Genomic DNA, 22,437 nt, shown 5'->3' with positions numbered 1-22,437 from the left:
CGCTCCTTTTGCTTAGGGTTGATTATGCGGCGCCGCACCTCTTGGAGCGGCGTGACACGGGATCGCAGATCAGACCGCCAGGGCCGCTTCGGCTTGCTGCTTGTGCAGCAGCGCCTCATCGCACTTCGGGCAGAACTCGTGCTCGCCAGCGAGATAACCGTGCACCGGGCAGATCGAGAAGGTGGGCGTTACCGTCAGGTAAGGCAGGCGGTAACGCGACAGCGCATTGCGTACCAGCTTCTTGCAGGCCTCGGCCGAGGAAATCTGCTCGGCCATGTACAGGTGCAACACGGTGCCGCCGGTGTACTTGCACTGCAGCTCGTCCTGCAGCTCCAGGGCCTCGAAGGGGTCGTCGGTGAAGCCGACCGGCAGTTGCGAGGAGTTGGTGTAGTACGGCGCCTCGGCCGAACCCGCCTGGAGGATGTCGGGGAAGCGCTTGCGGTCTTCCTTGGCGAAACGATAGGTGGTGCCTTCGGCCGGCGTCGCCTCGAGGTTGTAGAGGTGCCCGGTGTCTTCCTGGAACTGCACCAGCCGCGCCCGCACGTGGTCGAGCACCTCGATCGCCAGCGCGCGACCGGCAGCGGTCTGCAGACCCTCGGTGTCGTCGGTGAAATTGCGCACCATCTCGTGCAGCCCGTTCACCCCGATGGTGGAGAAGTGATTGCGCAGTGTGCCCAGATAACGCTTGGTGTAGGGGTAGAGCCCGGCATCCATATGGTGCTGGATGACCTTGCGCTTGACCTCCAGACTCTGCCGCGCCATGTCCAGCAGCGTATCCAGCTGCTCGAGCAGCGCCACCTTGTCGCCGCGGTAGAGATAGCCCAGGCGTGCACAGTTCACCGTCACCACGCCCAGCGAACCGGTCTGCTCGGCAGAGCCGAACAGCCCGCCGCCACGCTTGAGCAGCTCGCGCACGTCCAGCTGCAGGCGGCAGCACATCGAACGCACCTGGTTCGGCTGCATGTCCGAATTGAGGAAGTTCTGGAAGTACGGCAGCCCGTAGCGCGCGGTCATCTCGAACAGGCGCTCGGCGTTCTCGCTGTCCCAGGGGAAGTCGTGGGTAATGTTGTAGGTCGGGATCGGGAAGGTGAAAACCCGGCCGAGGCCGTCACCGGCCTGCATCACTTCTATATAGGCACGGTTGATCAGCTCCATCTCGGCCTGCAGCTCGCCGTAGGCGAAGGGCATCTCCTCGCCGCCGATGTAGGGGATCTGTTCGCGCAGGTCTTCAGGGCAGACCCAGTCGAAGGTCAGGTTGGTGAACGGGGTCTGCGTGCCCCAGCGCGACGGCACATTGAGGTTGTAGATGAACTCCTGAATGGCCTGGCGGATTTCGGCGAAGCCAAGGTTGTCCTTGCGCACGAACGGTGCGAGGTAGGTATCGAAGCTGCTGAACGCCTGCGCGCCGGCCCACTCGTTCTGCAGCGTGCCGAGAAAATTGACCATCTGCCCCAGCGCGCTGGACAGATGCTTGGGCGGGCCGGCCTCAACCCGCCCCGGAATCCCGTTGAAGCCCTCATTGAGCAGGGTCCGCAGTGACCAGCCAGCGCAATAGCCGGCGAGCATGTCCAGGTCATGGATATGCAGATCGCCTTCGCGATGCGCCGTGCCGATCTCCGGGCTGTAGACCTCGTCCAGCCAGTAGTTGGCGGTGACCTTGCCAGACACGTTGAGGATCAGCCCGCCGAGTGAGTAGCCCTGGTTGGCGTTGGCGCGCACCCGCCAGTCTTCGCGGGAGAGGTATTCGTTCATCGAGGCGGCGACGTCGACCACCACCTTGCGATCTCGGCGCAGACGCGCATGGCGTTCGCGGTAGACGATGTAGGCCCTGGCGGTATCGAAGTAGCCGGCTGCCATCAGGGCACGCTCGACGCCGTCCTGCACCTGCTCCACCTCCACCGCCGTGCGATGGGCCAGTTGCTGACGAACGACCTCGGCCAATGCCTGTGCCATTGCCAACTCGAACTCGCCGGTCGCCGCGCCTGCCGCCGCGATGGCGCGCTCGATCTTGTCCACTTCGAACGCCGCCAGTCGGCCATCGCGCTTGCGCAGTGAAACCGGTTTCGCCACCTCTGCCTGCCTGGGCATCAACGCCTCCATAACCATATGTAGTTAATTTATTCGCCGAAAACACAATATGGTGTGACTTTAGAGGTGGAACCTCATTACCGAATTGATCATCGTCAAGCACAGGCAAGTGATCGCCGGACGGCGCCGACGGCTCATGACCGACACTCTTGTCCGTGATCAAGGAAGCGGCGGACACCGGGCTCCTAGGATGCAGGCTGATAAACCCGGTTCAGTCCGGGGGAGGACACATGCTCACTGAAAAAACCCTGGTCGCGGAATTGCGCCGCCACCATCTGTTCAGCCGACTGCCCGAGGCGGCGTTACAGGAGGTGTGCACCTCTGCCAACCTGAAGCGCCTGCCTGCGGGGGCCTCGCTGTTTCATCAGGGCGACAAAGCCGATCGCTTCTATTTCCTCTTCAGCGGCCAGATCAAGCTGCACCGCGTAGTCTGCGACGGGCAAGAGAAGCTGGTGGAAGTGATGCGTGCCGGTGAATCGTTCGCCGAAGCGCTGTTGTTCAAGGGCACGCCGAGCTATCCGGTCAGCGCCACCGCGCTAAAGGCCAGCCTGGTGGCGAGCCTGAACGGACCGCATTACCGGCGCATTCTCGAGCAGCACCCGGATATCTGCCTGGACATCCTCGCCACCCTGAGCATTCGGCTGCACCAGCGTATGACCGAGATCGACACCCTCACCCTGGCCAACGCCAGCCATCGAGTGGTGCGCTTTCTCGCGCAATCGCAGCAGGACGACAGCGGCGTGGTGGTGCTTGATGTGCCGAAACGCTTGATCGCGTCGAAACTGGGCATTCAGCCGGAAACCTTCTCGCGCATCCTGCATCGGCTGATCGACGCCGGGACCATATCGGTCCAGCGGCGACGCATCGAGATTCTCGACAACCGCAAGCTCGCCGCCTATGACGAGTGACCTGCGGCAGAACGCCCCAGTGATCTTGATTGCTGTCAAAGCCAGTCGACGGCGCGCCTTGGAAAATGACCCGCGTCACGCCACCGTCAGGAAAACGCGATGATCACCACAACGCCTGCGCCCCTGGTCTATTCATGCTCCGGTTGTTCGAATGTCGCGCAGCTGGCCAACACCCTGGCGGTGCGCCTCGATCGCGCCGGGCTGGCGGAAATGTCCTGCATCGCCGGCGTCGGCGGGCGCGTTGCAGCGCTGGTGAAGAAAGCCAACTCCGGCCGCCCCATTCTCGCCATCGACGGCTGCCCGATGCATTGCGCCCGAGCCTGCCTCGCGCAGCACGGCGTGACACCCGACGTGCACATCACCCTCAGCAGCTACGGCTTGCGCAAGCGCTATCGGGAAGACTGCAGCGAGGAGGAGATCAGCGCGCTGTTCGATGACATGAAAGACATTATCGCCAGTGACCGGATGCAGCTGCGCACGGCCTGAAACCCACGGACTGAGCGTGTCGCTGGAATCGCGGAACAGGTCGTTCCAGCGGGTAGCGCGCCCTGCCGCCCCCCGCACTGCTGCGCCGCGCCGGGGTTCGGGCCGATACCTCGGTCCGCCTCCGGACGCTATCCAAAGCAGACTCGCTGCTACAGCGAATCGTCGGGGCGGTCCGCCAGCCTGAGCCTTGCGGGCACAGGCAGTTTGCGACGGCTGCGGGCGGAACAATCGGTCAGGCTCTGGCCGCCTGTGCCCGACCGGCCGCCGCTACCTCCTCGCCGGCACCCTGCAGCAGTTTCCACAGCCAGCTCGGCAGCGTGTCGGGGTCGAGACTGTCGATCAGATTCTTGATCGCCAGGCCCAGCTCGGTATCACCCTCGATAACCAGCCGGCGGCGGAAGAACAGCGTATCCGGGTCTTCCTGACGGCTGGCCAACAGCAGGAACTCGCGCCAGTTGCCGCGAATGGTCACCTCCACCGGTGCCTGCGCCGCAATGCGCAGCTGCTCGCGCTCGCAGGTCAGGCACCAGGCAAGGCCGAGGTCGGCGACTTCGAGCTTCATCCAGTGGCCGTCAAGCACGTCGAAGGCGCCATCGCTCAGTGCTTCGGCGAATACCTGATTGAGGCTGCGCTCCAGCGCCAGGCGCTGGAGCAGGAATGGCGTCTTGGCCGCAAGCGGCAACAGCCGCCCGCCGAGACTCACCAGATGGGCACGTGGATTCAGCATAATCCGGCCTCCTCGGCGCGCAGCATGCCCGGCTGGCCATGCCAATACCCATTGCAACCGTCCACTGCCAGCGGCGGCAGCGCGCCCTTGCGCACTGCATCGAAGGCAGCGATCACCTCGTCCATACCGGCAGCGCGCGGGCTCAGGCGCAGCAGGTCGGCACCGCTGTCGACCAGGCCCGCGTAGTCGGCGAGCAGGTTGCTGACCGCTGCGGACATGGTCTGGATACCGTTGATGGTGAACAGCGCCTCACCCTCCTGGCTCAGCAGCGGAATGCCCTCGGGATAGTTCTGGCAGCAGAACTGGCAGTCGTCCTTCGGCCGGTTCTCGGCACGGGCGGTGAAGCAGCGCGCCGAATAGGCCAGCGGCAGATGACCGTAGGCGAATATCTCGATTTCCGGCAGCGCCACGCCCAGCTCCTGCAGTTGCGCGCGGGCACTCTTGATCAGCTTGCCGGAGGCTTCCACCGGCGGCACCCAGCGGGTCATGCCGCTGGCCACCAGCTCGGCCAGGGCGTGGCCGTTGTAGAGATTCAGCGCCGGGCCGCCAACGAAGGGCAACTTGCGCTCGGACATCAGCTGCACCGCGCCCATGTCGTTGGCTTCCACCAGCAGCTCGCCGTTGTCGCACAGGCGACGCAGGCTTGATAGCTCGGAAGCGGCTTCGACCAGGGTCAGGCCGGACAAGACCAGTTGCGCCGAGGAGGCTTCAGCCAGATCGCGGGCCAGACCAAGCCAGTCGTCGAGCATCAGCGCGCGGCGCTTGGAGCAAACCGTCTCACCGAGGTAGATCACGTCCAGCGGCTGGCTGGCCATGTTGGCGTAGAAGTCCAGCGTCTGCTGTCGATCCCAGTAGAACAGCACCGGGCCCAGAGAAAGTTTCATGGGTGACTCCTCGTTCATTGCCAGGCCCGGTGATAGGCACCCAGGGTGGTTTGCGAGCCTTCGGAGAGACCGTCCAGCACCTGCCGCCAGCCGGGTTCGACCGCGTAGCGCTGCGGCGCCTTGAGATAGCTGTCCAGCGCCGCGCGCCAGACCCGAGTGACCTGCTCGACATAAGCCGGGCTGCGCTGGCGGCCCTCGATCTTCATCGCGGTGACGCCGATGGCGGACAGCTCGGGGATCAGATCCAGGGTGTTCAGGCTGGTGGGTTCTTCCAGCGCGTGGAAGCGCTGGCCATTGACCATGAAGCGACCTTTGCACAGCGTCGGGTAACCAGCCGATTCGCCTTCGGCGTAGCGGTCGATCAGCACATTGTTGAGGCGCGAGGTCAGCCCTTCCGGCTCCTCGCTCCAGCGCACCGCCTTGGCCGGCGAGCAGACGCCACAGAGATTGGGTGATTCGCCGGTAAGGTACGAAGACAGATGGCAACGACCCTCGGCCATGATGCACAGGCTGCCAAAGGCGAACACTTCGATCGGCACCGGACTGCTCGCCGCGACCTGCTTGACCTGCTTGAGCGAAAGCACCCGCGGCAGCACCGCGCGGCTGATGCCGTAGCGCTGCTGATAGAAGCCCAGCGCGGCGGCATTGGTAGCCGACCCCTGCACCGACAGATGCAGATTGAGTTTGGGATGGCGCTTGCTGGCATAGCCGAGCACGCCGGGGTCGGCCGCGATCAGCGCATCCACGCCCATGTCGGCGGCCTGATCCACGGCGCGCTGCCAGCGATTCCAGCCGTCCGGCTGGGCATAGGTGTTGACGGCGATATACAGCTGCCGGCCCTTCTCGCGGATCAGCTGCAGACCCTTGTCGAGCTGCTTTTCATCGAGATTGAGGCCGGCGAAATGGCGGGCGTTGGTGTCGTCGCGAAATCCGACATAAATGGCATCGGCGCCCTGCTGGACGGCGGCCTTGAGCGCGGGCAGGCTTCCTGCCGGGCAGACCAGGTGCATGATAACTCCTAGACATTCGGGTACATGCGCGCCACGCACCGATGGCGTGGCGGTCGTTCGGCTGAACGGAAAACAGCCGGCAGTCTAGGCAGCTGACCATTGGCCAGCATTGATAGGGGTCAAGTTTGCTCGGACGTCGCGACTGCGACGAAATGCAGCGGAAGGTGCGCGCCAGCTGTGCCGTGGCTGGCGCGCAATTGCCTCAAATGCCCTCGTCGCCCTCGAATTCCTCGGTGGCACGGGCGACCATCTGCCGCCACGCGCCGGACTCCTCACCAAGCAGGCGTATGGCCTTCAGGCTCGCAGCGAAGGCGTCGCGATAGTGCAGCGGATTGTTTTCGCTGGCGGCGCGTTCGGCGAAGGCCTGCGCCTCGCTCAAAAGTGCTTCGAATTCGTTCTGGTCCAGTGCCATGGAGCTCTCCTCGGTTGTGATATGAGGTTAGACCATGGTAGGTCGTCTGCGACTCTCGCCGGCCGACGGGCGCTACTTGAGCTTCAGCCGTCGCGCCAGTTTGTGCAGGTTGCTCGGGTCGACATCCAGCAGGCGGGCGGCCTGCGCCCAGTTCTCGCCGCTGGCCTCCAGCGCCCGGACGATGGCCTGGCGCTGGGCAGCATCGACGGTGTGGCGTAGCGGCAGCACCTCGTCGGCGACTACCGGCTCATCGGCCACCTGCGCCGCGACCACACCGACGGCATGGCTGTCCAGGTCCAGCAGATCGGGCTCCAGCGTCAGGATCTCGCTGCGCGACGCGCCACGGCTGAGCAGGCGCAGCGCCGCGCGGCTGACCACATGCTCCAGCTCGCGCACGTTGCCCGGCCAGGAATAGGCCAGCAGAGCGCGCTCGGCGGCCGGCGACAGGCGCATGCTGCGCAGCCCCAGCCGTGCGCGATTGAGTTCGAGGAAGTGCCCGGCGAGGATCAGCACGTCGTTGCCACGCTCGCGCAAGGGTGGAATCGGCGCCGGATAGACCGACAGCCGGTGATAGAGATCGGCGCGAAAATGTCCGTCACGCACGCTCTCGCGCAGGTTGCGGTTGGTCGCGGCGATGATGCGCACATCGACCTGGCGCGGCTTGTCCGCACCGAGGCGCTGGATCTCGCCGTTCTGCAAGGTGCGCAGCAGCTTGGCCTGCACCGTCAGCGGCAGCTCGCCAACCTCGTCGAGCAGCAGCGTGCCGCCATTGGCGGCGTCGAAACGACCGGGCCGATCAGTGGTGGCACCGGAGAACGCGCCTTTGACGTGGCCGAACAGTTCGCTCTCGGCTAGGGATTCCGGCAGTGCCGCGCAGTTGACGTGCACCAGCGGCTTGTTGCGCCGCCGCGAATGCCGATGCAGCCAGCGCGCGAACAGCTCCTTGCCGACACCGGTCTCGCCCAGCAGCAGCACTGGCAATTCGGAATCGGCCACCACCTGCAGTTCACGCAGCAGTTCGCGGATCACATCGCTCTGACCGAGAATTTCGCCATCGCCATGATCGAGTGCGGCCTCCATCACGTCGCTACGCGCCAGGCGCAGACCGCGATTCTCATGCTCCAGCCGGGTAACCCGCACCGCGGCCTCGATCACCAGGGTGTAGCGCTGCAGGTCGCAGCGGGCGTCATCGCCAAAGGTGCCGGCATGCAGCGCATCCAGCGTCAGCGCACCCCACAGCTTGCCTTCGACGTAGAGGCTGACGCCCATGCAGTCATGCACCGGCAACGGCTCGCCGATGTGCTCGTCGAGCAAACCGTCATAGGGGTCCGGCAGGCGGCTGTCGGGCTCGAACCAGGTCGGCTCGCGTTGGGAGAGGATCGCCGCCAGACGCGGATGCTGCGCCACGACGAAGCGCCGGCCCAGCGCCTCCTGCACCAGCCCTACCGCCGCCAGCGGGCGCAGGCTGTCCTCGTCAAGACGCAACAGCACGACGGCACCGCAGCGAAAGTGCTGGTGCAGGGTGTGCACCAGACGTTGCAGGCGCACCGCGTTGGGCAGTTCGGTGGTCAGGTCGGCAAGCAGTGCGTCAGCCATCATGGTGCTGAATACCCTCATGGTTTTTCGAACCATAACCGCTTCGGGTAATTTCCACCAGCAGCGTGTCGCAGTCGCCAGTTTCCGCGGTGTCGGTGCCTGGCACGGCTGTTGCGATGGACTGGTCATATCCATCAGGACCACTGCCATGACCACCGACCTAATCGACCAGACCCTCGGCAATCTCGCATGTTCGGTGCCGGGTGCCACCCGGGTATTCCGCCAGTTCCGCCTGGACTTCTGCTGCGGTGGCGACCTGCCGCTGAGCGAGGCCGCGGCGCGAATCGATGTCGATCCGCACATCATCGCCGGCGCCCTGCTCGCCCTCGAGCCGGAAGAATCCGAGAAGGACTGGCGCGCCGAGCCCGCTGGCCAGCTGATCGAATACATCCTGGCGCGTTTCCATGAGCGGCATCGCGACCAGTTCCCGGAGCTGATTCGCCTGGCCAGCCGGGTCGAGCAGGTCCATGGCAGCCGCCCCGAATGCCCCAACGGTCTCGCCGAACACCTGTGGCATATGCAGCAGGAGCTGGAAAGCCACATGCTGAAGGAGGAACAGATTCTCTTCCCGATGCTGCAGCGCGGCATGCGCTTCCCGCAGGCGCAGGGGCCGATCTCGGTAATGCGCTACGAGCATCAGGAGCACGGCAACGCTCTGGAGCAATTGGCAGCGCTGACCGATGACATCACTCCGCCGGCCAATGCCTGCAACACCTGGCGCGCGCTGTATCGCGGCCTGGAGGAAATGCGCAGCGATCTGATGCAGCACATCCACCTGGAGAACAACGTGCTGTTCCGTAACGCGGAAATGACCGCGCCGACAGCGAGCGACGAAGGCGTACAACGTATCGAGGTGGCTCAGTCATGAAACAGTATCTGCAACCTATCGCCTGGGGCGTGGCAATGGCCTCGGTCGTCGCTCTGGCCAGCAGCTTCGCCCTGAGCATGGCCGTCAGCACAGCGCAGGCGGCCACTGCACACGATCACAGCCACCCAACGCCCGTCGCCGCCCAAGCTACGCCAGGCGAGCGCTGGGCCACCGACGCCGCTCTGCGCGAAGGCATGACCCGTATCCACGAAGCCGTGCAACGCAGCATGCCAAGTGCCCCCGGCCAGCCGGTCAGTGACGAGTCGGCGGCCGCGCTGCAACGCGACATCGAAGCGGCGACCAGCTATCTCATCGCCAACTGCAAGTTGCCGGAAGCCGCTGACAATGCGCTGCATGGCCTGTTGATCGACCTGCTTAAGGGCGCCGAGGCGCTGTCCGATGCCGAGCAGCGTGAACAGGGCCTGCAGCGCATTTTCGAGGCACTGGAACGTTATCCGCAGCTGTTTGCCGAGCCGGTATGGCGTGACGGATTCGTCGCTCATCTGCACTGATCGCCGACGCGGTACCGAGCCGCGTATGGCCAGATCATGACCGTCATCAACTTCTAACCTGCGTCATCGCCCATCACATGCGCTAGGCTGAAGGCCGACGTTTGTTGTTGTTCAATTGAAACAGGACGCCTTGCATGGTGCTTCACCGCGTACACCACCAGATTCTCCGCAGCCACCACCTGTTCGAACCGCTGAATGAAGAGCAGATGGAAGAACTGCTCAATGCCAGCCAACTGCTCAACCTCGACAAGGGTGACAACCTGTTCCACCAGGGCGAGCCGGCACACAACTTCTACTTCGTCATCTCCGGTGCGGTTAAGGTCTACCGCCTGACGCCCGACGGCCAGGAGAAGGTCTTCGAGGTCATCGGCAACCGCCAGACCTTTGCCGAAGCCATGATGCTAATGGACACGCCCAACTACGTGGCCTCGGCCCAGGCGGTCTGCCCGTCGCAGGTCTACCGGTTCTCCAACGCGGCCTACATGCGCCTGCTGGAAGCCAACCAGCGCCTCACCTTCGCCCTGCTCGGCAAGCTCTGCGTGCGCCTGCACCAGCGCATCAACGAGATCGAAACGCTGTCGCTGAAGAACGCCACCCACCGCGTGGTGCGCTATCTGCTGACGCAACTGGCGCGAGTGAAGGACGGCAGCAACAGCTTCGAGCTACCGATGGCCAAGCAGCTGGTGGCCGGGCACCTGTCGATCCAGCCGGAGACGTTTTCGCGGATCATTCGGCGACTGATCGACGAGAGCATCATCACCCAGGAAGGCCGGCAGATCGCTATCCTCGATCGCCAGCGGCTCGAGCAGTTCGAGTGAGTTGATCGTCGTCAAAGCCCGCGGATTTTCCGCCGTGTCAGGCTTTACCGACCGAGAGGAGCGCCGCCATGCCCAGATGCCTGTACTGCCAGCAGGACAACCCGCCGAAGCAAGCCGAATGCGGCAACTGCGGCATGCCGCTGCCGGAACACGCCGACAGCGCCCCGGAGCGCCGGCAGCGGCGCTTCCTGTGGTTCTGCATTGGTCTCAGCGTCTTCTGCGCGGTGATGATCGTCTGGCTGCCGCGCCATCTGTTCTGATGGCGCCCCACCCAATGATGTCTACAGCGGATAGTCGCTTCGCAGTGAAACGCCGCCCCGTGCTGAAGCGGATGTGCCGCGAAACAGCTCAGCGACCACCCGCAGCAATCCTTCAGCGTGGCCCCATGATCTGCGCCAGCGCATCCGGCTGCGGTGCACCCTGGTGCTGCTGCAGGCGGTCGTTGTCGTCGAGATAGAAGATCGCCGGAGTCGCCTGGGCGCCCAGTTCGCTCATCAGCATCAGGTTGTCGGTGAGCTGTTTCTCCAGAGCTGCCGGGATCTTCTGCAACGGCTTCAGCTTGCTCGCCTTGCCGGCCGCCTCGTGCTCATTGAGCGCTGCCTGCGGATCCTTGGCGCTGAGCAACGCGGCGGACTTGCCGGCACTGTCGGCGCGCAGCATGCCGACCATGATGTGCCGCAACTGCACCTTGCCGGACTCGACCCAGGGCCGGGCCTGCTTCCAGAACATGTTGCAGTACGGACAGTTAGGGTCGCTGAACATGTAGATGATGCGCGGTGCGTCGGCCTTGCCGTCGGCGATCCAGGTGCTGTTCTCCATGCGCGTCCACATCTCCTTGCCCAGCGGTTCGTAGACCAGCTTCTCCAGGTGCGCGCGGGTCAGGTCGTCGCCTTTTGCATCGAGCAGGCTACCGATCAGCACGTGCTCGCCATCCGGGGTGAGATACAGCGCCATGCCCTGTCCGTTGTAACGCGCTGCATAGCCCTTGAGCCCGCCGGGTGCCGCGAAGCTGCCGACGACCTCGGCGCCACGCGCCTCGACGGCCTTGATCGCCTCCGGCAATTCCTCGGCCTGCGCCATGGGCAGGGCCAGCAGGCTGACGCCGGCCAGCAGGTAGGGTAACGGCTTGAATCGAATCACTGCGCTGCTTCCTCTTTCAGTTTTTCCAGCGCGCGCGCCAGGCTGGCGTGCGAGAGTTCGCCGAGATGGCTGCTGACCTGGCGGCCATAGGCGTTGTAGAACAGCGTGGTCGGCAGCGCCGTGGAGCCCACGTGCTGCCCGAGACGCCCGCCACTGTCGAGCAGGACGTTATCCAGACTCAGCCCCGCAGCTTCCAGAAAGCGATTGATCTCCCCTTCCCCCTCGCCCTGATTGACGAACAGAAACAGGGTGTCGCTTTCCCGGGCTTGGGCGTCAGCCAGCACCGGCATCTCGCGCCGACACGGCGGACACCAGGTCGCCCAGAGATTGATCACCAGTGGCTGACCGGAATAATCCTCCAGCGCCACCGGACGCCCCTGGTTGTCGCGCAGGGCCATTTCCGGCAGCCGCGTGCCCTGCTCGAAGGAGTGCCAGGCCAGATTACTGAAGCCCCAGCTGAGGATTCCCACCGTCAGCGCGATACCCAGCGGCTTGCGCAGTTCGCGGTCGCGCCAGCCCCACCAGATGCCCAATGCCAGCGCGGCGACCAGCCCCGGCCAGGCGATGAAGCCACCGTCGCGGATATCAATGACGCTCAGCCAGTCGTCTCGGTAGTACGCCCAGTACAGCGCGACAAAGGCCAGGCGAGCCACGAGCAGCGCCACCAGCAGCAGGCGAAACAGCTGCCGCTCCGGGTTGCGCTCGCTGCGACGGCCGACCCACCAGCCGGTCAGGGTCGCCAGCAGCAGGCTGCCCAGCAGCAATACATGGGGCACCGCCAGGGCCAGCGGCCCGATATTCACAGTCAGCATTAACCTCGCTCCCGGGTCTGGTTCCAGTTCTGCAGAAAGTCCCCGGCACCGACCTCGCCGGTGATACGGCGTTCGCGGCGCTCGACGCCATCCGGGCCGATCCACAGCAGCGTCGGCGGGCCGAGCACCTGGTAACGGTCCAGCAATTCGCGGCTGGCGGCGTCGCTGCGGGTCACGTCGGGGCGCAGCACGCGCACGCCGTCCAGGCTCGCCTGCACCTCGGCATTGCCGAAGACCTCCTTCTCCATGACCTTACAGGAGACGCACCAGTCGGCGTAGTAATCGATCAGCACCCACTGGCCCTGCGCCTTTGCCGCTGCCAGTTCACGATCGAGTACAGCCGGGTCGCTGAAACCGAGCGCGTGAGCGTCGGCGGAGATGGCGCTCGCCACGCCGCCGGCATAGATCGCCAGCGGCCGGCGTGGATCGTCCGCGCCGCCGGCGGCACCGAGCAGCATCGCTGCGCCCCACAGGCCCAGCAGAAAGCCGCTGGCGTGACAGAGCACGCGCTGACGTTGCACTGCCTGCGCCACATGCAGCAAGGCGGTGGCGAGCACCACCAACAGCGCCCCCCACAGGCCCAGCCACAGCCAGTCGGCCAGCAACGGACGCGCAACGAACAGCGCTGCCGCGAGGAAGAGAAAGCCGAACACCACCTTGACCCGATCCATCCAGGCGCCCGGCTTGGGCAGAAAGCGCTGGCCGACCGTCACCAGCAACAGCAACGGCGTGCCGATGCCCAGGCCCAGCGCGAACAGCACCAAGCCACCCTGCAGCGCACTGCCGCTCTGTGCGATGAACAGCAGCGCGGCGGCCAGTGGCGCGGTCATGCAGGGGCCGACCAGCAGGCCGGAGAGCACGCCCAGCGCGCCAGCCCCGGCGAGGCTGCCCCCGCGCTGGCGATCACCGAAACGCTGCAGACGATCGCGCAGCGCCATCGGCAATTGCAGCTCGAACAAACCGAACATTGGCAGCGCCAGCAGCACGAACAGCACGGCGAAGCTGGTCAGCAACCAGGGCTGCTGCAGCGCCGCCTGCAAGTTGGCGCCGAGCAGCGCCGCCAGCACACCGAGCCCGGCGTAGACCAGCGCCATGCTGATTACGTAGGTCGCCGCCAGGGCGAAACCACGGCGCGAGGTGGCACCGCTGCCGACCACGATGCCTGCCAGGATCGGCAGCATCGGCAGCGAACAAGGGGTGAAGGCCAGCAACAGACCGAGACCGAAGAACACCAGCAGGCTCCAGGCCAGAGCCTGACTCTCTAGGCCGCTGACCAGTGCCTGATCTTCGGCCAACCCGGACGCTGCCGACGCCGTGCCGTTACCGCTCAGCGACACCTCACGGGTCTGCGGTGGATAGCAGAGCCCGGCATCGGCGCAGCCCTGCCAGCCGAGGCGCACACTGTTCTCCGCGCCTGGCGGGATCAGCAGTTCGAGACTGTCTCGGTAGATCTGCGAATCGCCGAAAAACTCGTCGCTGTAGGGCTCGCCCTCGGGCAGCGGCGGCTGGCGCTCCGGCGGCAGGCCGTCGAACTGCAGACGCTGCTGATAGAGGTAATAGCCCGGTGCGATCCGCCAGTGCAGCCGCGTCGCGCCGTTCTCCTGCGGGCTGACCGTCAGCACGAACGCCTCGTCCACCGGCAGAAAATCACCCTGCGAGCCGCCGCCAAACAGCCCGCCGGCCGGCAGCGCCAATCCGGGCGCCAGCAGAAACAGCAGAAGAACCAATGTGCGCATGAGAGTCCTGGCCGAGAAATGACTGCCGCGCAGCATGCCGGGGCGGGATTAACGCGCCATTAACGCCATGGCACGGGCTGCATAACGTTGCCTTAATCGCTAAGGTCCACCCTTGAGCTTTTTCTGCGGACCCTCCCCATGCACGTGCTGCTTGCCGAAGACGACGCGCTGATCGCCAGCGGTATCGTCGCCGGGCTCAATGCCCAGGGCCTGATCGTCGACCACGCCGCGACCGCGGCGGCTACCGAAGCCCTGCTGCGCGCGGCGCACTTCGATGTGCTGATCCTCGACCTCGGCCTGCCCGACGAAGACGGCCTCGCCCTGCTGCGACGCCTGCGCCAGCAGGGCCTGGAGCTGCCGGTGCTGGTGCTCACCGCGCGCGATGCCGTCAGCGACCGGGTCACCGGCCTGCAGGCGGGTGCCGATGACTACCTGCTCAAGCCCTTCGACCTGCGCGAACTGGCCGCGCGCCTGCACACGCTGATGCGGCGCATGTCCGGGCGCAGCGTCAACCTCATCGAACATGGCCGGTTGAGCTACGACCCGAGCCGCTGCGAAGCACGCCTGGACGGCCGCCTCGTCGACCTGTCACGCCGCGAACAGGCACTGCTGCAGGCACTGCTCAACAATCAGGGCCGGGTGCTCAGCAGCGAGCAGCTCAAGGACGCGGTCTATGGTTTTGCCGATGATGTCGAGAGCAATGCCCTCAACGTGCATATCCACCACCTGCGGCGCAAGCTCGGCAGCGGCATCGTCGAAACCGTGCGCGGCCTCGGCTACCGCCTCGGTCCGGCAGGTGACGAGGACGCGTCATGAGCCTGCGTCTGCGCCTGACCCTGATGCTCGGCTCGGCCTTCGTGCTGCTCTGGGCGCTGGCCGCGACCTGGATGCTGGTCGATCTGCGCAGCCAGATGATGCTCTCGCTCGACCAGCGCCTGGCGGCCTCGGCGCGCATGGTCGCCGGCCTGCTGGTGCAGTTGCCGCAGCCGGTGCCCGGCGACGGCCCGCCGCAGCGCCTGAGCGCCGAGCAACTGGGCATCCCCAACGGCCTGGCCTGCCAGGTCAGCTCGCTGCGTGGCGAGGTGCTGGCGCGCAGCCACAGTGCGCCCGACCAGCAGCTCGACGCCGAGCAGAACGGCTTTCGCGACCAACTGATCGACGGCGTGCCCTGGCGCAGCTTCACGCTGGTGCAAGGCGAGCTGCGCATCACCACGGCCGACCGCCTGGATGAACGTGCCGCGCTGAAGCGCTCGGTGTTGCTGGCGGCGGCGCTGCCCGTGGCGGTCGCCCTGCTCGGCAGCCTGGGTCTGCTCTGGCTCGGCCTGGGCCGTGGGCTGGCGCCCCTGCGCAGGATTCGCGAGGCCCTGACCCGACGCAGCGCCGACTCCCTCGAACCCTTGCCGGTCGAAGGCCTGCCGGCGGAGCTGCTGCCGCTGGTGCAGACGCAGAACCAGCTGTTCCAGCGCATCGCCCAGGCCATCGAACGCGAACGCCGGCTGACCGGCGACGCCGCCCACGAACTGCGCAGCCCGCTGACGGCGATCAAGACCCACCTGCAGGTGGCACGCATGACCGAAGGTACCGCCGCCGAACAGGCGCTGGCCAACGCCGAGGCCGGCGCCGATCGGCTGCAGCGCACGCTGGAACAGCTGCTGTTGCTGGCCCGGGTGGAAGGCAGTCTGGATTTCGACGATGGCCTGCAGTGCACCGCCGCCGAGGTCGCGCGGCTGGCGATTCAGGACGCCAGTGGCGGCGATGGCGCGCCAATCCTGTTGCAGGTCCCGGCGGAATTGCCCGACACGCCGCTGGCGATGCCGCCGGTGCTGGCCATCGCCGCGCTGCGCAACCTGCTGGAGAATGCCCAGCGCCACACCGCGCCGGGCAGCGCCGTCACGCTGACCCTGCTGCCTGAAGCGGAGCGAGTACGCTTCGAAGTACGCGACCAGGGCCCGGGCATCGCTGCCGAACATCTCGAGCACCTGACCCGGCGCTTCTGGCGACACGCCGCCAGCAGCGGCAGCGGCCTGGGCCTGGCCATCGTCCAGGCGATCGCGCAACGCTGCGACTGCACCCTCACCTTCGACAGCCAGGCCGACGGCCTGCGCGTATCGCTGACGGTGCCGTTGCAGCGCTGAGCATGCGCTTAGCCGGGGAATTCCAGGCGGAAGGACGTCCAGCCCTGCGCGGAGGTGCAATGGATACGGCCCTGATGGGCCTGAACGATCGAACGGGTGATCGCCAGCCCCAGGCCGGCATTGCTCGGGCTGCCTTCGCGGCGCGCCGGGTCCACCCGGTAGAAGCGGTCGAACAGTCGCTCCAGATGCTCGGGCGCGATGGTCGCGCCGGGATTGCTTACCTCAAGCGTCACCTGGCCAGCGCCGCGCTCGATGGTCACACGAATCACCCCGGCATCCGGCGTATAGCGCAGCGCATTGGACAGCAGGTTCGACAGCGCCCGACGCAGCATCGACAAGTCGCCCTGAATCGTACCGGCACCGGACAGCTCGAAGCGCACCCCGCGCTCGTCGGCCGAGAGCTGGTAATAGTCCAGCAGCTGCGCGCACAACGCCTCCAGCGCGACGGGCTTGGCGTCCGGCACGATCAGCCCGTTATCCGCCTTGGCCAGAAACAGCATGTCGTCGATCATCCGCGACATGCGCTGCAACTCCTCCAGATTCGAATGCAGGTTGTCCTGGTACTGATCCAGCGTGCGCGCGCGGGTCAGCGCCACCTCGGTGTGGGTCATCAGGTTGCTCAGCGGCGTGCGCAGCTCGTGGGCGATGTCGGCGGAGAAGTTCGACAACCGCACGAAGGCGTCTTCCAGCCGCGCCAGCATGGCGTTGAAGGCCTGCACCAGCTGCTGCAGCTCGGCCGGGGTCGACTCGTCGGGGATGCGCTCGCGCAGCGACTTGGCCGAGACGGAGGCGGCCACCTGGGTAACCTCGCGCAACGGTCGCAAGCCGCTGCGCACCAGCAGCCAGCCGAGCAGCCCGCTGAGCAAGGCACAGAGCACCAGCGCCGACCATAGCCAGCCGCTGAACGTATGGAAGAAGGCCTTGTGCGCGGTGACATCGAGCAGGATGAGCAAGGTCAGCCGCTGCGCGCCGATCGCGACATGCCCTGCCTCGCCACGCCAGACGTGGCCGTCCAGTGTCAGCTCTCCCGCCTCCCGGCCGATCAGCTCGAGTAGCGGCGGTTCCGCTTCATCAACGCCCGGCTGAGGAAACAGCTGTGCACCGCGTTCATCGAAAATGAAACCGCGCATCTCGCTGTGCCCGCCGAGCAGCGCCTGCAGCTGTGGGCGAACGCGCTCGAAGTTCTGCAGGTCGTCCAGCTCCCCTAGCAGGCGTCGGCTTGCCTCGAGCTTTTCGTGCAGCGTATGGCGGTCCAGTTCGTCGAAGTGATGCTCACTGAGCTGGCTGAAGAAATAGCCGGCCGCCGCCAGCACGCCGGTCACCGCTAGCATGAACATCAGGCTCAGCCGCGCGGTCAGCGACAGCCGCTTCATGGCGCGTCCGGCTCGTCGAGCATGTAACCCATGCCCCGTGCGGTGTGGATCAGCTTGGGCTCGAAGCCATCGTCGATCTTCACCCGCAAGCGACGGATCGCCACCTCGATGACATTGGTGTCGCTGTCGAAATTCATGTCCCACACCTGCGAGGCGATCAGCGACTTGGGCAGCACCTCGCCGCGCCGGCGCAGGAGCAGTTCCAGCAGGGCGAATTCCTTGGCGGTCAGGTCGATACGCTGGCCAGCCCGCATGGCGCGGCGCTTGAGCAGATCGACGTCCAGATCGGCGATCTTCAGCTGGGTCTGCAAGGCCGCCGCGTTGCCTCGTCGCAGCAGCGTGCGCACGCGCGCCAGCAGTTCGGAGAAAGCGAACGGCTTGACCAGATAATCGTCGGCGGCCAGCTCCAGCCCCTTGACGCGATCCTCGACGCGATCGCGCGCGGTCAGAAACAGCACCGGCACCTCGTTGCCCGACGCCCGCACCAGGCGCAACACTTCCCAGCCATCCAGGCCCGGCATCATCACGTCGAGAATCAGCAGGTCATAGGGCGTACTCAGCACATGCTGCAGCGCGTCGGTGCCGCTGGTAACACGGTCGACGGTGAAGCCGGCCTCGCTCAGCCCCTGTTGCAGGTACATGCCGGTTTTCGGTTCGTCTTCAGCGACCAGCAATTTCATGGCGGCGAGTTCCTTCGGTGGCGACGCCGCAAGTGTGGCAGTGCCCGCAGCTGGGACGCCACGAAGCTGACAAAAAAGTAATCTTCCGATCAGCCTCTTGTCAGGCCGCCGGGGTTAGCGTGGTACTCAGAAAAATGAGGCTTGACCTTACCATCGCGTCAAGGTTGAGCATCAAGCCAGTGCTACCAGACTGGCTAACCGAGGACCATCCCATGACCAGCATTCAACTCAAGGTATCCGGCATGACCTGCGGCGCGTGCGTCCGGCATGTAACCGCGGCACTACAGCCCTTGGCGGGTGTCGAGCGCGTCGAGGTCGATCTGGCCGCCGGGCTCGCCCGGATAGACGGCACGGCCGATAGCGCGGAGCTGATCGCCGCACTCGACGAAGCCGGTTACCCTGCCGAGGTCACCACCGACTCGTCCGCCCCGACGCCCCGCAAAACCGGATGCGGTTGCGGCTGCAACTGAACATCGCTCTGGAGAAGCCCATGAAACTCTACCTCACCGCACTCGCCGCTCTGCTGATGTCCGGCATGGCCCACGCCGCGGATGTCATCGATGTGCATCGCGATGCCAACTGCGGCTGCTGCAAGGACTGGATCAAGTACCTCGAGGCCAACGGGTTCGAGGTGCGCGATCACGTCGAAAGCAACATGTCTGCGGTCAAGCAGAAGCTGGGTGTCGCGCCGCGCCTGGGCTCATGCCACACCGGTGTGATTGACGGCAAGTTCGTCGAAGGCCACGTTCCGGTTGCGGCGATTCATGAGCTGCAGAAGCGCGACGATCTCGCCGGTGTTGCCGTACCGGGCATGCCGGCGGGCTCGCCGGGCATGGATTATGGCCAGCCGCACCAGCAGTACCAGGTGATCGGCCTGACCACCAAGGGCCGCGATCTGGTACTCGGCGAGTACCTCGGCGCGCAGCCGGTTCGCTAAGCCGCGCTGCCATCAGGACACGCGATGCCGTTCGGCATCTCCGGCAGGGCCAGCCCGATTGCGGATGGCCACGCTGCCAGATGACAAAATCGTAATTTTCGCTTCAGGTCGCTGACAGATGCACCGCGCTATGGTGCTTGTCATAAGCGTTGCAACGTCGCGCCTGCGCGGCGGCAAACCAACAATTCGATCGACCGAACAGGACCCGCATGCAATTGACCAGTTCTCGGCGCACCTTCGTCAAAAGCCTGGCTGCCGGCGGCGCCGTCGCTGGCCTCGGGCTGTGGCAACAGCCCGTCTGGGCGCTGACCAGCCCAGGCCAGCCGACGGTGCTCAGCGGCACCGAGTTCGACCTCACCATTGACTCCATGAGCGTCGACTTCACCGGCAAACGCCGCACCGCCATGGCCATCAACGGCAGCATTCCCGGCCCGCTGCTGCGCTGGCGCGAGGGCGACACTGTGACCCTGCGCGTGCGCAACCGGCTGCCCCACGACACCTCCATCCACTGACACGGCATCCTGCTGCCGGCCAACATGGACGGCGTTCCCGGCTTTAGCTTCGCCGGCATCGCGCCGGACGGCATGTACGAATACCGCTTCAAGGTCGTCCAGAACGGCACCTACTGGTACCACAGCCACTCCGGCTTCCAGGAGCAGCTGGGGGTCTATGGCGCACTGATCATCGATCCCAAGGAGCCGGAACCATTCAGCTACGACCGCGACTACGTGGTGTTCCTCTCCGACTGGACCGACGAAAGCCCGGCGCGGGTGCTGGCCAAGCTGAAGAAGCGCTCGGACTACTACAACCAGGGCCGCCGCACGCTTGGCGATTTCATCGACGATGTCGCCGACAACGGCTGGAGTGACACCGTCAGCGAGCGCTGGGCCTGGGCGAAGATGAACATGTCGCCGACCGATCTCGCCGACATCAGCGGTGCCACCTACACCTACCTGCTCAACGGCCAGGCGCCGGACGGCAACTGGACCGGCCTGTTCCAGCCAGGCGAGCGAATCCGCCTGCGCCTGATCAACGGTTCGGCGATGAGCTATTTCGACTTCCGCATTCCCGGCCTCAAGCTCACCGTGGTCGCCGCAGATGGGCAGAACGTCGAACCGGTGCAGGTGGACGAAGTGCGCCTGGCCGTGGCGGAAACCCTCGATGTGATCGTCGAGCCGGACGGCAGCCAGGACGCCTACACCCTGTTCGCCCAAGCCATGGACCGCAGCGGCTATGCCCGTGGGACCCTGGCCGTGCGCGATGGCCTGCAGGCGCCGGTGCCCAAGCCGGACCCGCGCCCAGAGCTGAGCATGGAGGACATGGGCCACGGTGATCATGCCGCCCACGGCCAGGCTGCTGCGCCTGCGCCGAGCGACGATCCTCACGCCGGGCATGGCGACATGAATCACGGCGCGATGAATCAGAATGAGATGAATGGCCAGATGGACCACGCCACCATGGGCCACGGCTCGTCCGGCGGCGGCATGCAGACGCATCCGGCAAGCGAAACCGACAACCCGCTGGTGGACATGCAGACCATGATGCCGGTGCCCAAGCTGGACGATCCCGGCATCGGCCTGCGCGATAACGGCCGGCGCGTGCTGACCTATGCCGACCTGCACAGCACCTTCGCCGATCCGGACGGCCGTGAGCCGACGCGCACCATCGAACTGCACCTGACCGGCCATATGGAACGCTTCGCCTGGTCGTTCGACGGCATTCCCTTCGCCGACGCCGAGCCAATCCGCCTCAAGTATGGCGAGCGGGTGCGCTTCGTCCTGGTCAACGACACCATGATGCACCACCCCATCCACCTGCACGGGCTGTGGAGCGATCTGGAGGACGAACACGGCAATTTCCAGGTGCGCAAGCACACCATCGACATGCCACCGGGTTCGAAACGCAGCTATCGCGTCACCGCCGACGCCCTCGGTCGCTGGGCCTACCACTGCCACATGCTGATGCACATGGACCTCGGGATGTTCCGCGAAGTCCGCGTAGAAGAATGACGGAGAAAACCATGAAGACAATCAAGCGCACCGCCCTGCTCGCCTTCGGCCTGGCTGCGACGTTCGGCCTCAACACTGTCTACGCGCAGAGTGAGCACGATGGTCATCATCCCGCCAACGCGCCAGCCGAACAGGCCGCGCCGCAGGCCAGCCAGCACAAGCCCGGACAAAAGCAGGGCGACATGATGCAGGGCATGGACCACGACAAGATGCAGGACATGCACGACCAGCACATGGGTTCCGACCACATGGACCACGGCAGCATGGGCAACGGAAAGATGCAGAAGGACCTGCCAAAGGGCGCCGAACAAGGCAAGCCGCATGATCATTAAGACACTGCCGGTCGCCATCGCCCTCGCACTGGCTGCGACGGCGAGCCAGGCGCAGCAGGCCATGGATCATTCCGGACACGCCGGGCACGCTGCGCCAGCGGACCACAGCCAGATGGATCCTGGGCAGATGGATCACAGCCAGATGAACCATGAGCCCATGAACCAAGGCGGCATGGATCATCGCGATCACAGCAGCATGGATCACAGTTCAATGGCTCACCCACCGGTCACCGGCGTTGGCACCGGACAGGAGCCGCGCACGCCAATTCCTACGATCAGCGATGCTGACCGCGCCGCGGCATTTCCCGACCTGCCGCCTCATGCTATGCACCAGGGCGGCAGCAATTTTCTGTTCCTCGCCGATCAGCTGGAATGGCAGGACGCCGATGAAGGCAGCACGCTGGCCTGGAACATTTCCGGCTGGTATGGCGGCGATATCGACCGCCTCGCCTTCCGCTCCGAGGGTGAGCGCACCAATGGCCACACCGAGGAGGCCGAACTGCAGCTGCTCTGGAGCCGCGCCATCGGCCCCTGGTGGGAAACCGTCGCAGGCGTGCGCCAGGACTTCAAGCCTGGCTCGCCACAGACCTGGGCCGCCTTTGGCGTGCAGGGCATGCCGCTGTTCGGTCTGGAAACCGAAGCCACGGCTTTCCTTGGCGAGGGCGGCCAGAGCGCGCTGCGCCTGGAGGCTGAATACGACATCCTGCTGACCCAGCGCTGGGTACTGCAGCCCACCGCGGAGCTGAACCTGCACGGGCGCAACGACGAGGCGCGCGGCGTCGGCTCCGGCCTCAGCGACGCCAGTGTCGGTCTGCGCCTGCGTTACGAGATAAGTCGTCAGTTCGCGCCTTATGTCGGCGTCAGCTGGGGCCGTGCCTACGGCAATACCGCTGACCTGCTGCGTGCCGATGACGAAGACGTCAGCGAGGCGAAGCTGGTAGCCGGTATTCGCTTCTGGTTCTGAGGCCCCACGT

Annotated in this window: 23 protein-coding genes and 1 pseudogene; 13 read left to right on the top strand and 11 right to left on the bottom strand. The window is 65.5% G+C overall.

Going from position 1 to position 22,437, the window contains the following annotated elements; all coding sequences use genetic code 11:
• Positions 1 to 69: 69 nt before the first annotated feature.
• Complete coding sequence (locus P5704_021935) at positions 70 to 2,088, bottom strand: ribonucleoside triphosphate reductase (GenBank protein WOF78626.1); 2,019 nt, start codon at positions 2,086 to 2,088, stop codon at positions 70 to 72.
• 230 nt (positions 2,089 to 2,318) lie between these two features.
• Here P5704_021935 and P5704_021930 point away from each other — a divergent pair, with 230 nt between their 5' ends.
• Both P5704_021930 and P5704_021925 read left to right on the top strand, forming a co-directional pair.
• Complete coding sequence (locus P5704_021930) at positions 2,319 to 2,996, top strand: Crp/Fnr family transcriptional regulator (protein WOF78625.1); 678 nt, start codon at positions 2,319 to 2,321, stop codon at positions 2,994 to 2,996.
• 99 nt (positions 2,997 to 3,095) lie between these two features.
• Positions 3,096 to 3,482 (top strand): putative zinc-binding protein, encoded by a 387-nt coding sequence (locus tag P5704_021925; GenBank protein WOF78624.1) that lies wholly within the window; start codon positions 3,096 to 3,098, stop codon positions 3,480 to 3,482.
• A 232-nt stretch (positions 3,483 to 3,714) separates the two neighbouring features.
• Here P5704_021925 and P5704_021920 read toward each other — a convergent pair whose 3' ends face one another.
• From P5704_021920 to norR, 5 genes are all read right to left on the bottom strand, one after another.
• Positions 3,715 to 4,209, bottom strand: a complete 495-nt coding sequence (locus P5704_021920; protein ID WOF78623.1) for an SCP2 sterol-binding domain-containing protein — start codon at positions 4,207 to 4,209, stop codon at positions 3,715 to 3,717.
• Complete coding sequence (locus tag P5704_021915) at positions 4,203 to 5,093, bottom strand: U32 family peptidase (GenBank protein ID WOF78622.1); 891 nt, start codon at positions 5,091 to 5,093, stop codon at positions 4,203 to 4,205. The genes P5704_021920 and P5704_021915 overlap by 7 nt, the downstream gene beginning before the upstream one ends.
• Positions 5,094 to 5,107: 14 nt before the next feature.
• Complete coding sequence (locus tag P5704_021910) at positions 5,108 to 6,103, bottom strand: peptidase U32 family protein (GenBank protein WOF78621.1); 996 nt, start codon at positions 6,101 to 6,103, stop codon at positions 5,108 to 5,110.
• 202 nt (positions 6,104 to 6,305) lie between these two features.
• Entirely contained in the window at positions 6,306 to 6,515 is a 210-nt protein-coding gene (locus P5704_021905; protein WOF78620.1) for a hypothetical protein, read from the bottom strand.
• Positions 6,516 to 6,587: 72 nt separating this feature from the next.
• Complete coding sequence (gene norR / locus P5704_021900) at positions 6,588 to 8,114, bottom strand: nitric oxide reductase transcriptional regulator NorR (GenBank protein WOF81307.1); 1,527 nt, start codon at positions 8,112 to 8,114, stop codon at positions 6,588 to 6,590.
• A gap of 145 nt (positions 8,115 to 8,259) precedes the next feature.
• Here norR and ytfE point away from each other — a divergent pair, with 145 nt between their 5' ends.
• The 4 genes from ytfE to P5704_021880 all read left to right on the top strand — a co-directional run bounded on the left by ytfE (position 8,260) and on the right by P5704_021880 (position 10,569).
• Positions 8,260 to 8,979 (top strand): iron-sulfur cluster repair protein YtfE, encoded by a 720-nt coding sequence (ytfE, locus tag P5704_021895; GenBank protein WOF78619.1) that lies wholly within the window; start codon positions 8,260 to 8,262, stop codon positions 8,977 to 8,979.
• On the top strand, positions 8,976 to 9,491 hold the full coding sequence (locus P5704_021890; GenBank protein ID WOF78618.1) for a DnrO protein: 516 nt from the start codon (positions 8,976 to 8,978) through the stop codon (positions 9,489 to 9,491). The genes ytfE and P5704_021890 overlap by 4 nt, the downstream gene beginning before the upstream one ends.
• Before the next feature lie 134 nt (positions 9,492 to 9,625).
• A complete protein-coding gene (locus P5704_021885; GenBank protein ID WOF78617.1) occupies positions 9,626 to 10,309 on the top strand; it encodes a Crp/Fnr family transcriptional regulator in 684 nt (227 codons plus the stop codon).
• A 68-nt stretch (positions 10,310 to 10,377) separates the two neighbouring features.
• The gene (locus P5704_021880; GenBank protein ID WOF78616.1) at positions 10,378 to 10,569 is read left to right on the top strand and encodes a DnrP protein; all 192 of its coding nucleotides are present in this window, start codon (positions 10,378 to 10,380) and stop codon (positions 10,567 to 10,569) included.
• Positions 10,570 to 10,681: 112 nt separating this feature from the next.
• Here P5704_021880 and dsbG read toward each other — a convergent pair whose 3' ends face one another.
• From dsbG to dsbD, 3 genes are read right to left on the bottom strand one after another with little or no spacing between them, the layout of a single operon-like run.
• On the bottom strand, positions 10,682 to 11,449 hold the full coding sequence (gene dsbG / locus P5704_021875) for a thiol:disulfide interchange protein DsbG (GenBank protein ID WOF78615.1): 768 nt from the start codon (positions 11,447 to 11,449) through the stop codon (positions 10,682 to 10,684).
• The gene (locus P5704_021870; GenBank protein ID WOF78614.1) at positions 11,446 to 12,261 is read right to left on the bottom strand and encodes a TlpA disulfide reductase family protein; all 816 of its coding nucleotides are present in this window, start codon (positions 12,259 to 12,261) and stop codon (positions 11,446 to 11,448) included. Before P5704_021870 ends, dsbG begins: the two co-directional genes overlap by 4 nt.
• Positions 12,261 to 13,997 carry a protein-disulfide reductase DsbD gene (gene dsbD / locus P5704_021865; GenBank protein ID WOF78613.1) on the bottom strand — a complete coding sequence of 579 codons (1,737 nt, stop codon included), beginning with the start codon at positions 13,995 to 13,997 and terminating at the stop codon, positions 12,261 to 12,263. Before dsbD ends, P5704_021870 begins: the two co-directional genes overlap by 1 nt.
• 138 nt (positions 13,998 to 14,135) lie before the next feature.
• Here dsbD and P5704_021860 point away from each other — a divergent pair, with 138 nt between their 5' ends.
• Positions 14,136 to 14,813, top strand: coding sequence for a response regulator (locus tag P5704_021860; GenBank protein WOF78612.1), 678 nt, complete (start codon positions 14,136 to 14,138; stop codon positions 14,811 to 14,813).
• Positions 14,810 to 16,132 carry an ATP-binding protein gene (locus tag P5704_021855; protein ID WOF78611.1) on the top strand — a complete coding sequence of 441 codons (1,323 nt, stop codon included), beginning with the start codon at positions 14,810 to 14,812 and terminating at the stop codon, positions 16,130 to 16,132. The genes P5704_021860 and P5704_021855 overlap by 4 nt, the downstream gene beginning before the upstream one ends.
• Positions 16,133 to 16,140: 8 nt before the next feature.
• On the opposite strand, the gene P5704_021850 is transcribed toward P5704_021855, so the two are convergent.
• Both P5704_021850 and P5704_021845 read right to left on the bottom strand, forming a co-directional pair.
• Positions 16,141 to 17,505 (bottom strand): heavy metal sensor histidine kinase, encoded by a 1,365-nt coding sequence (locus P5704_021850; GenBank protein WOF78610.1) that lies wholly within the window; start codon positions 17,503 to 17,505, stop codon positions 16,141 to 16,143.
• Positions 17,502 to 18,185 (bottom strand): heavy metal response regulator transcription factor, encoded by a 684-nt coding sequence (locus tag P5704_021845; protein WOF78609.1) that lies wholly within the window; start codon positions 18,183 to 18,185, stop codon positions 17,502 to 17,504. Before P5704_021845 ends, P5704_021850 begins: the two co-directional genes overlap by 4 nt.
• A gap of 212 nt (positions 18,186 to 18,397) precedes the next feature.
• On the opposite strand from P5704_021845, the gene P5704_021840 reads away from it, so the two are divergent.
• The 5 genes and pseudogenes from P5704_021840 to P5704_021820 all read left to right on the top strand — a co-directional run bounded on the left by P5704_021840 (position 18,398) and on the right by P5704_021820 (position 22,427).
• Positions 18,398 to 18,655 (top strand): heavy-metal-associated domain-containing protein, encoded by a 258-nt coding sequence (locus P5704_021840; protein WOF78608.1) that lies wholly within the window; start codon positions 18,398 to 18,400, stop codon positions 18,653 to 18,655.
• A gap of 20 nt (positions 18,656 to 18,675) precedes the next feature.
• Positions 18,676 to 19,122, top strand: a complete 447-nt coding sequence (locus tag P5704_021835; GenBank protein WOF78607.1) for a DUF411 domain-containing protein — start codon at positions 18,676 to 18,678, stop codon at positions 19,120 to 19,122.
• Positions 19,123 to 19,331: 209 nt separating this feature from the next.
• Positions 19,332 to 21,131: pseudogene (locus P5704_021830) on the top strand (copper resistance system multicopper oxidase).
• A gap of 11 nt (positions 21,132 to 21,142) precedes the next feature.
• Positions 21,143 to 21,463 carry a hypothetical protein gene (locus P5704_021825; GenBank protein ID WOF78606.1) on the top strand — a complete coding sequence of 107 codons (321 nt, stop codon included), beginning with the start codon at positions 21,143 to 21,145 and terminating at the stop codon, positions 21,461 to 21,463.
• The gene (locus tag P5704_021820) at positions 21,453 to 22,427 is read left to right on the top strand and encodes a copper resistance protein B (GenBank protein WOF78605.1); all 975 of its coding nucleotides are present in this window, start codon (positions 21,453 to 21,455) and stop codon (positions 22,425 to 22,427) included. Before P5704_021825 ends, P5704_021820 begins: the two co-directional genes overlap by 11 nt.
• Positions 22,428 to 22,437 lie beyond the last annotated feature (10 nt).

Origin of the sequence: Pseudomonas sp. FeN3W (genome assembly GCA_030263805.2) — a bacterium.
Lineage (GTDB): Bacteria > Pseudomonadota > Gammaproteobacteria > Pseudomonadales > Pseudomonadaceae > Stutzerimonas > Stutzerimonas stutzeri_G.
Note: the sequence above shows the minus strand (reverse complement) of the source record. Positions and strands in the feature narration are given on the sequence as shown.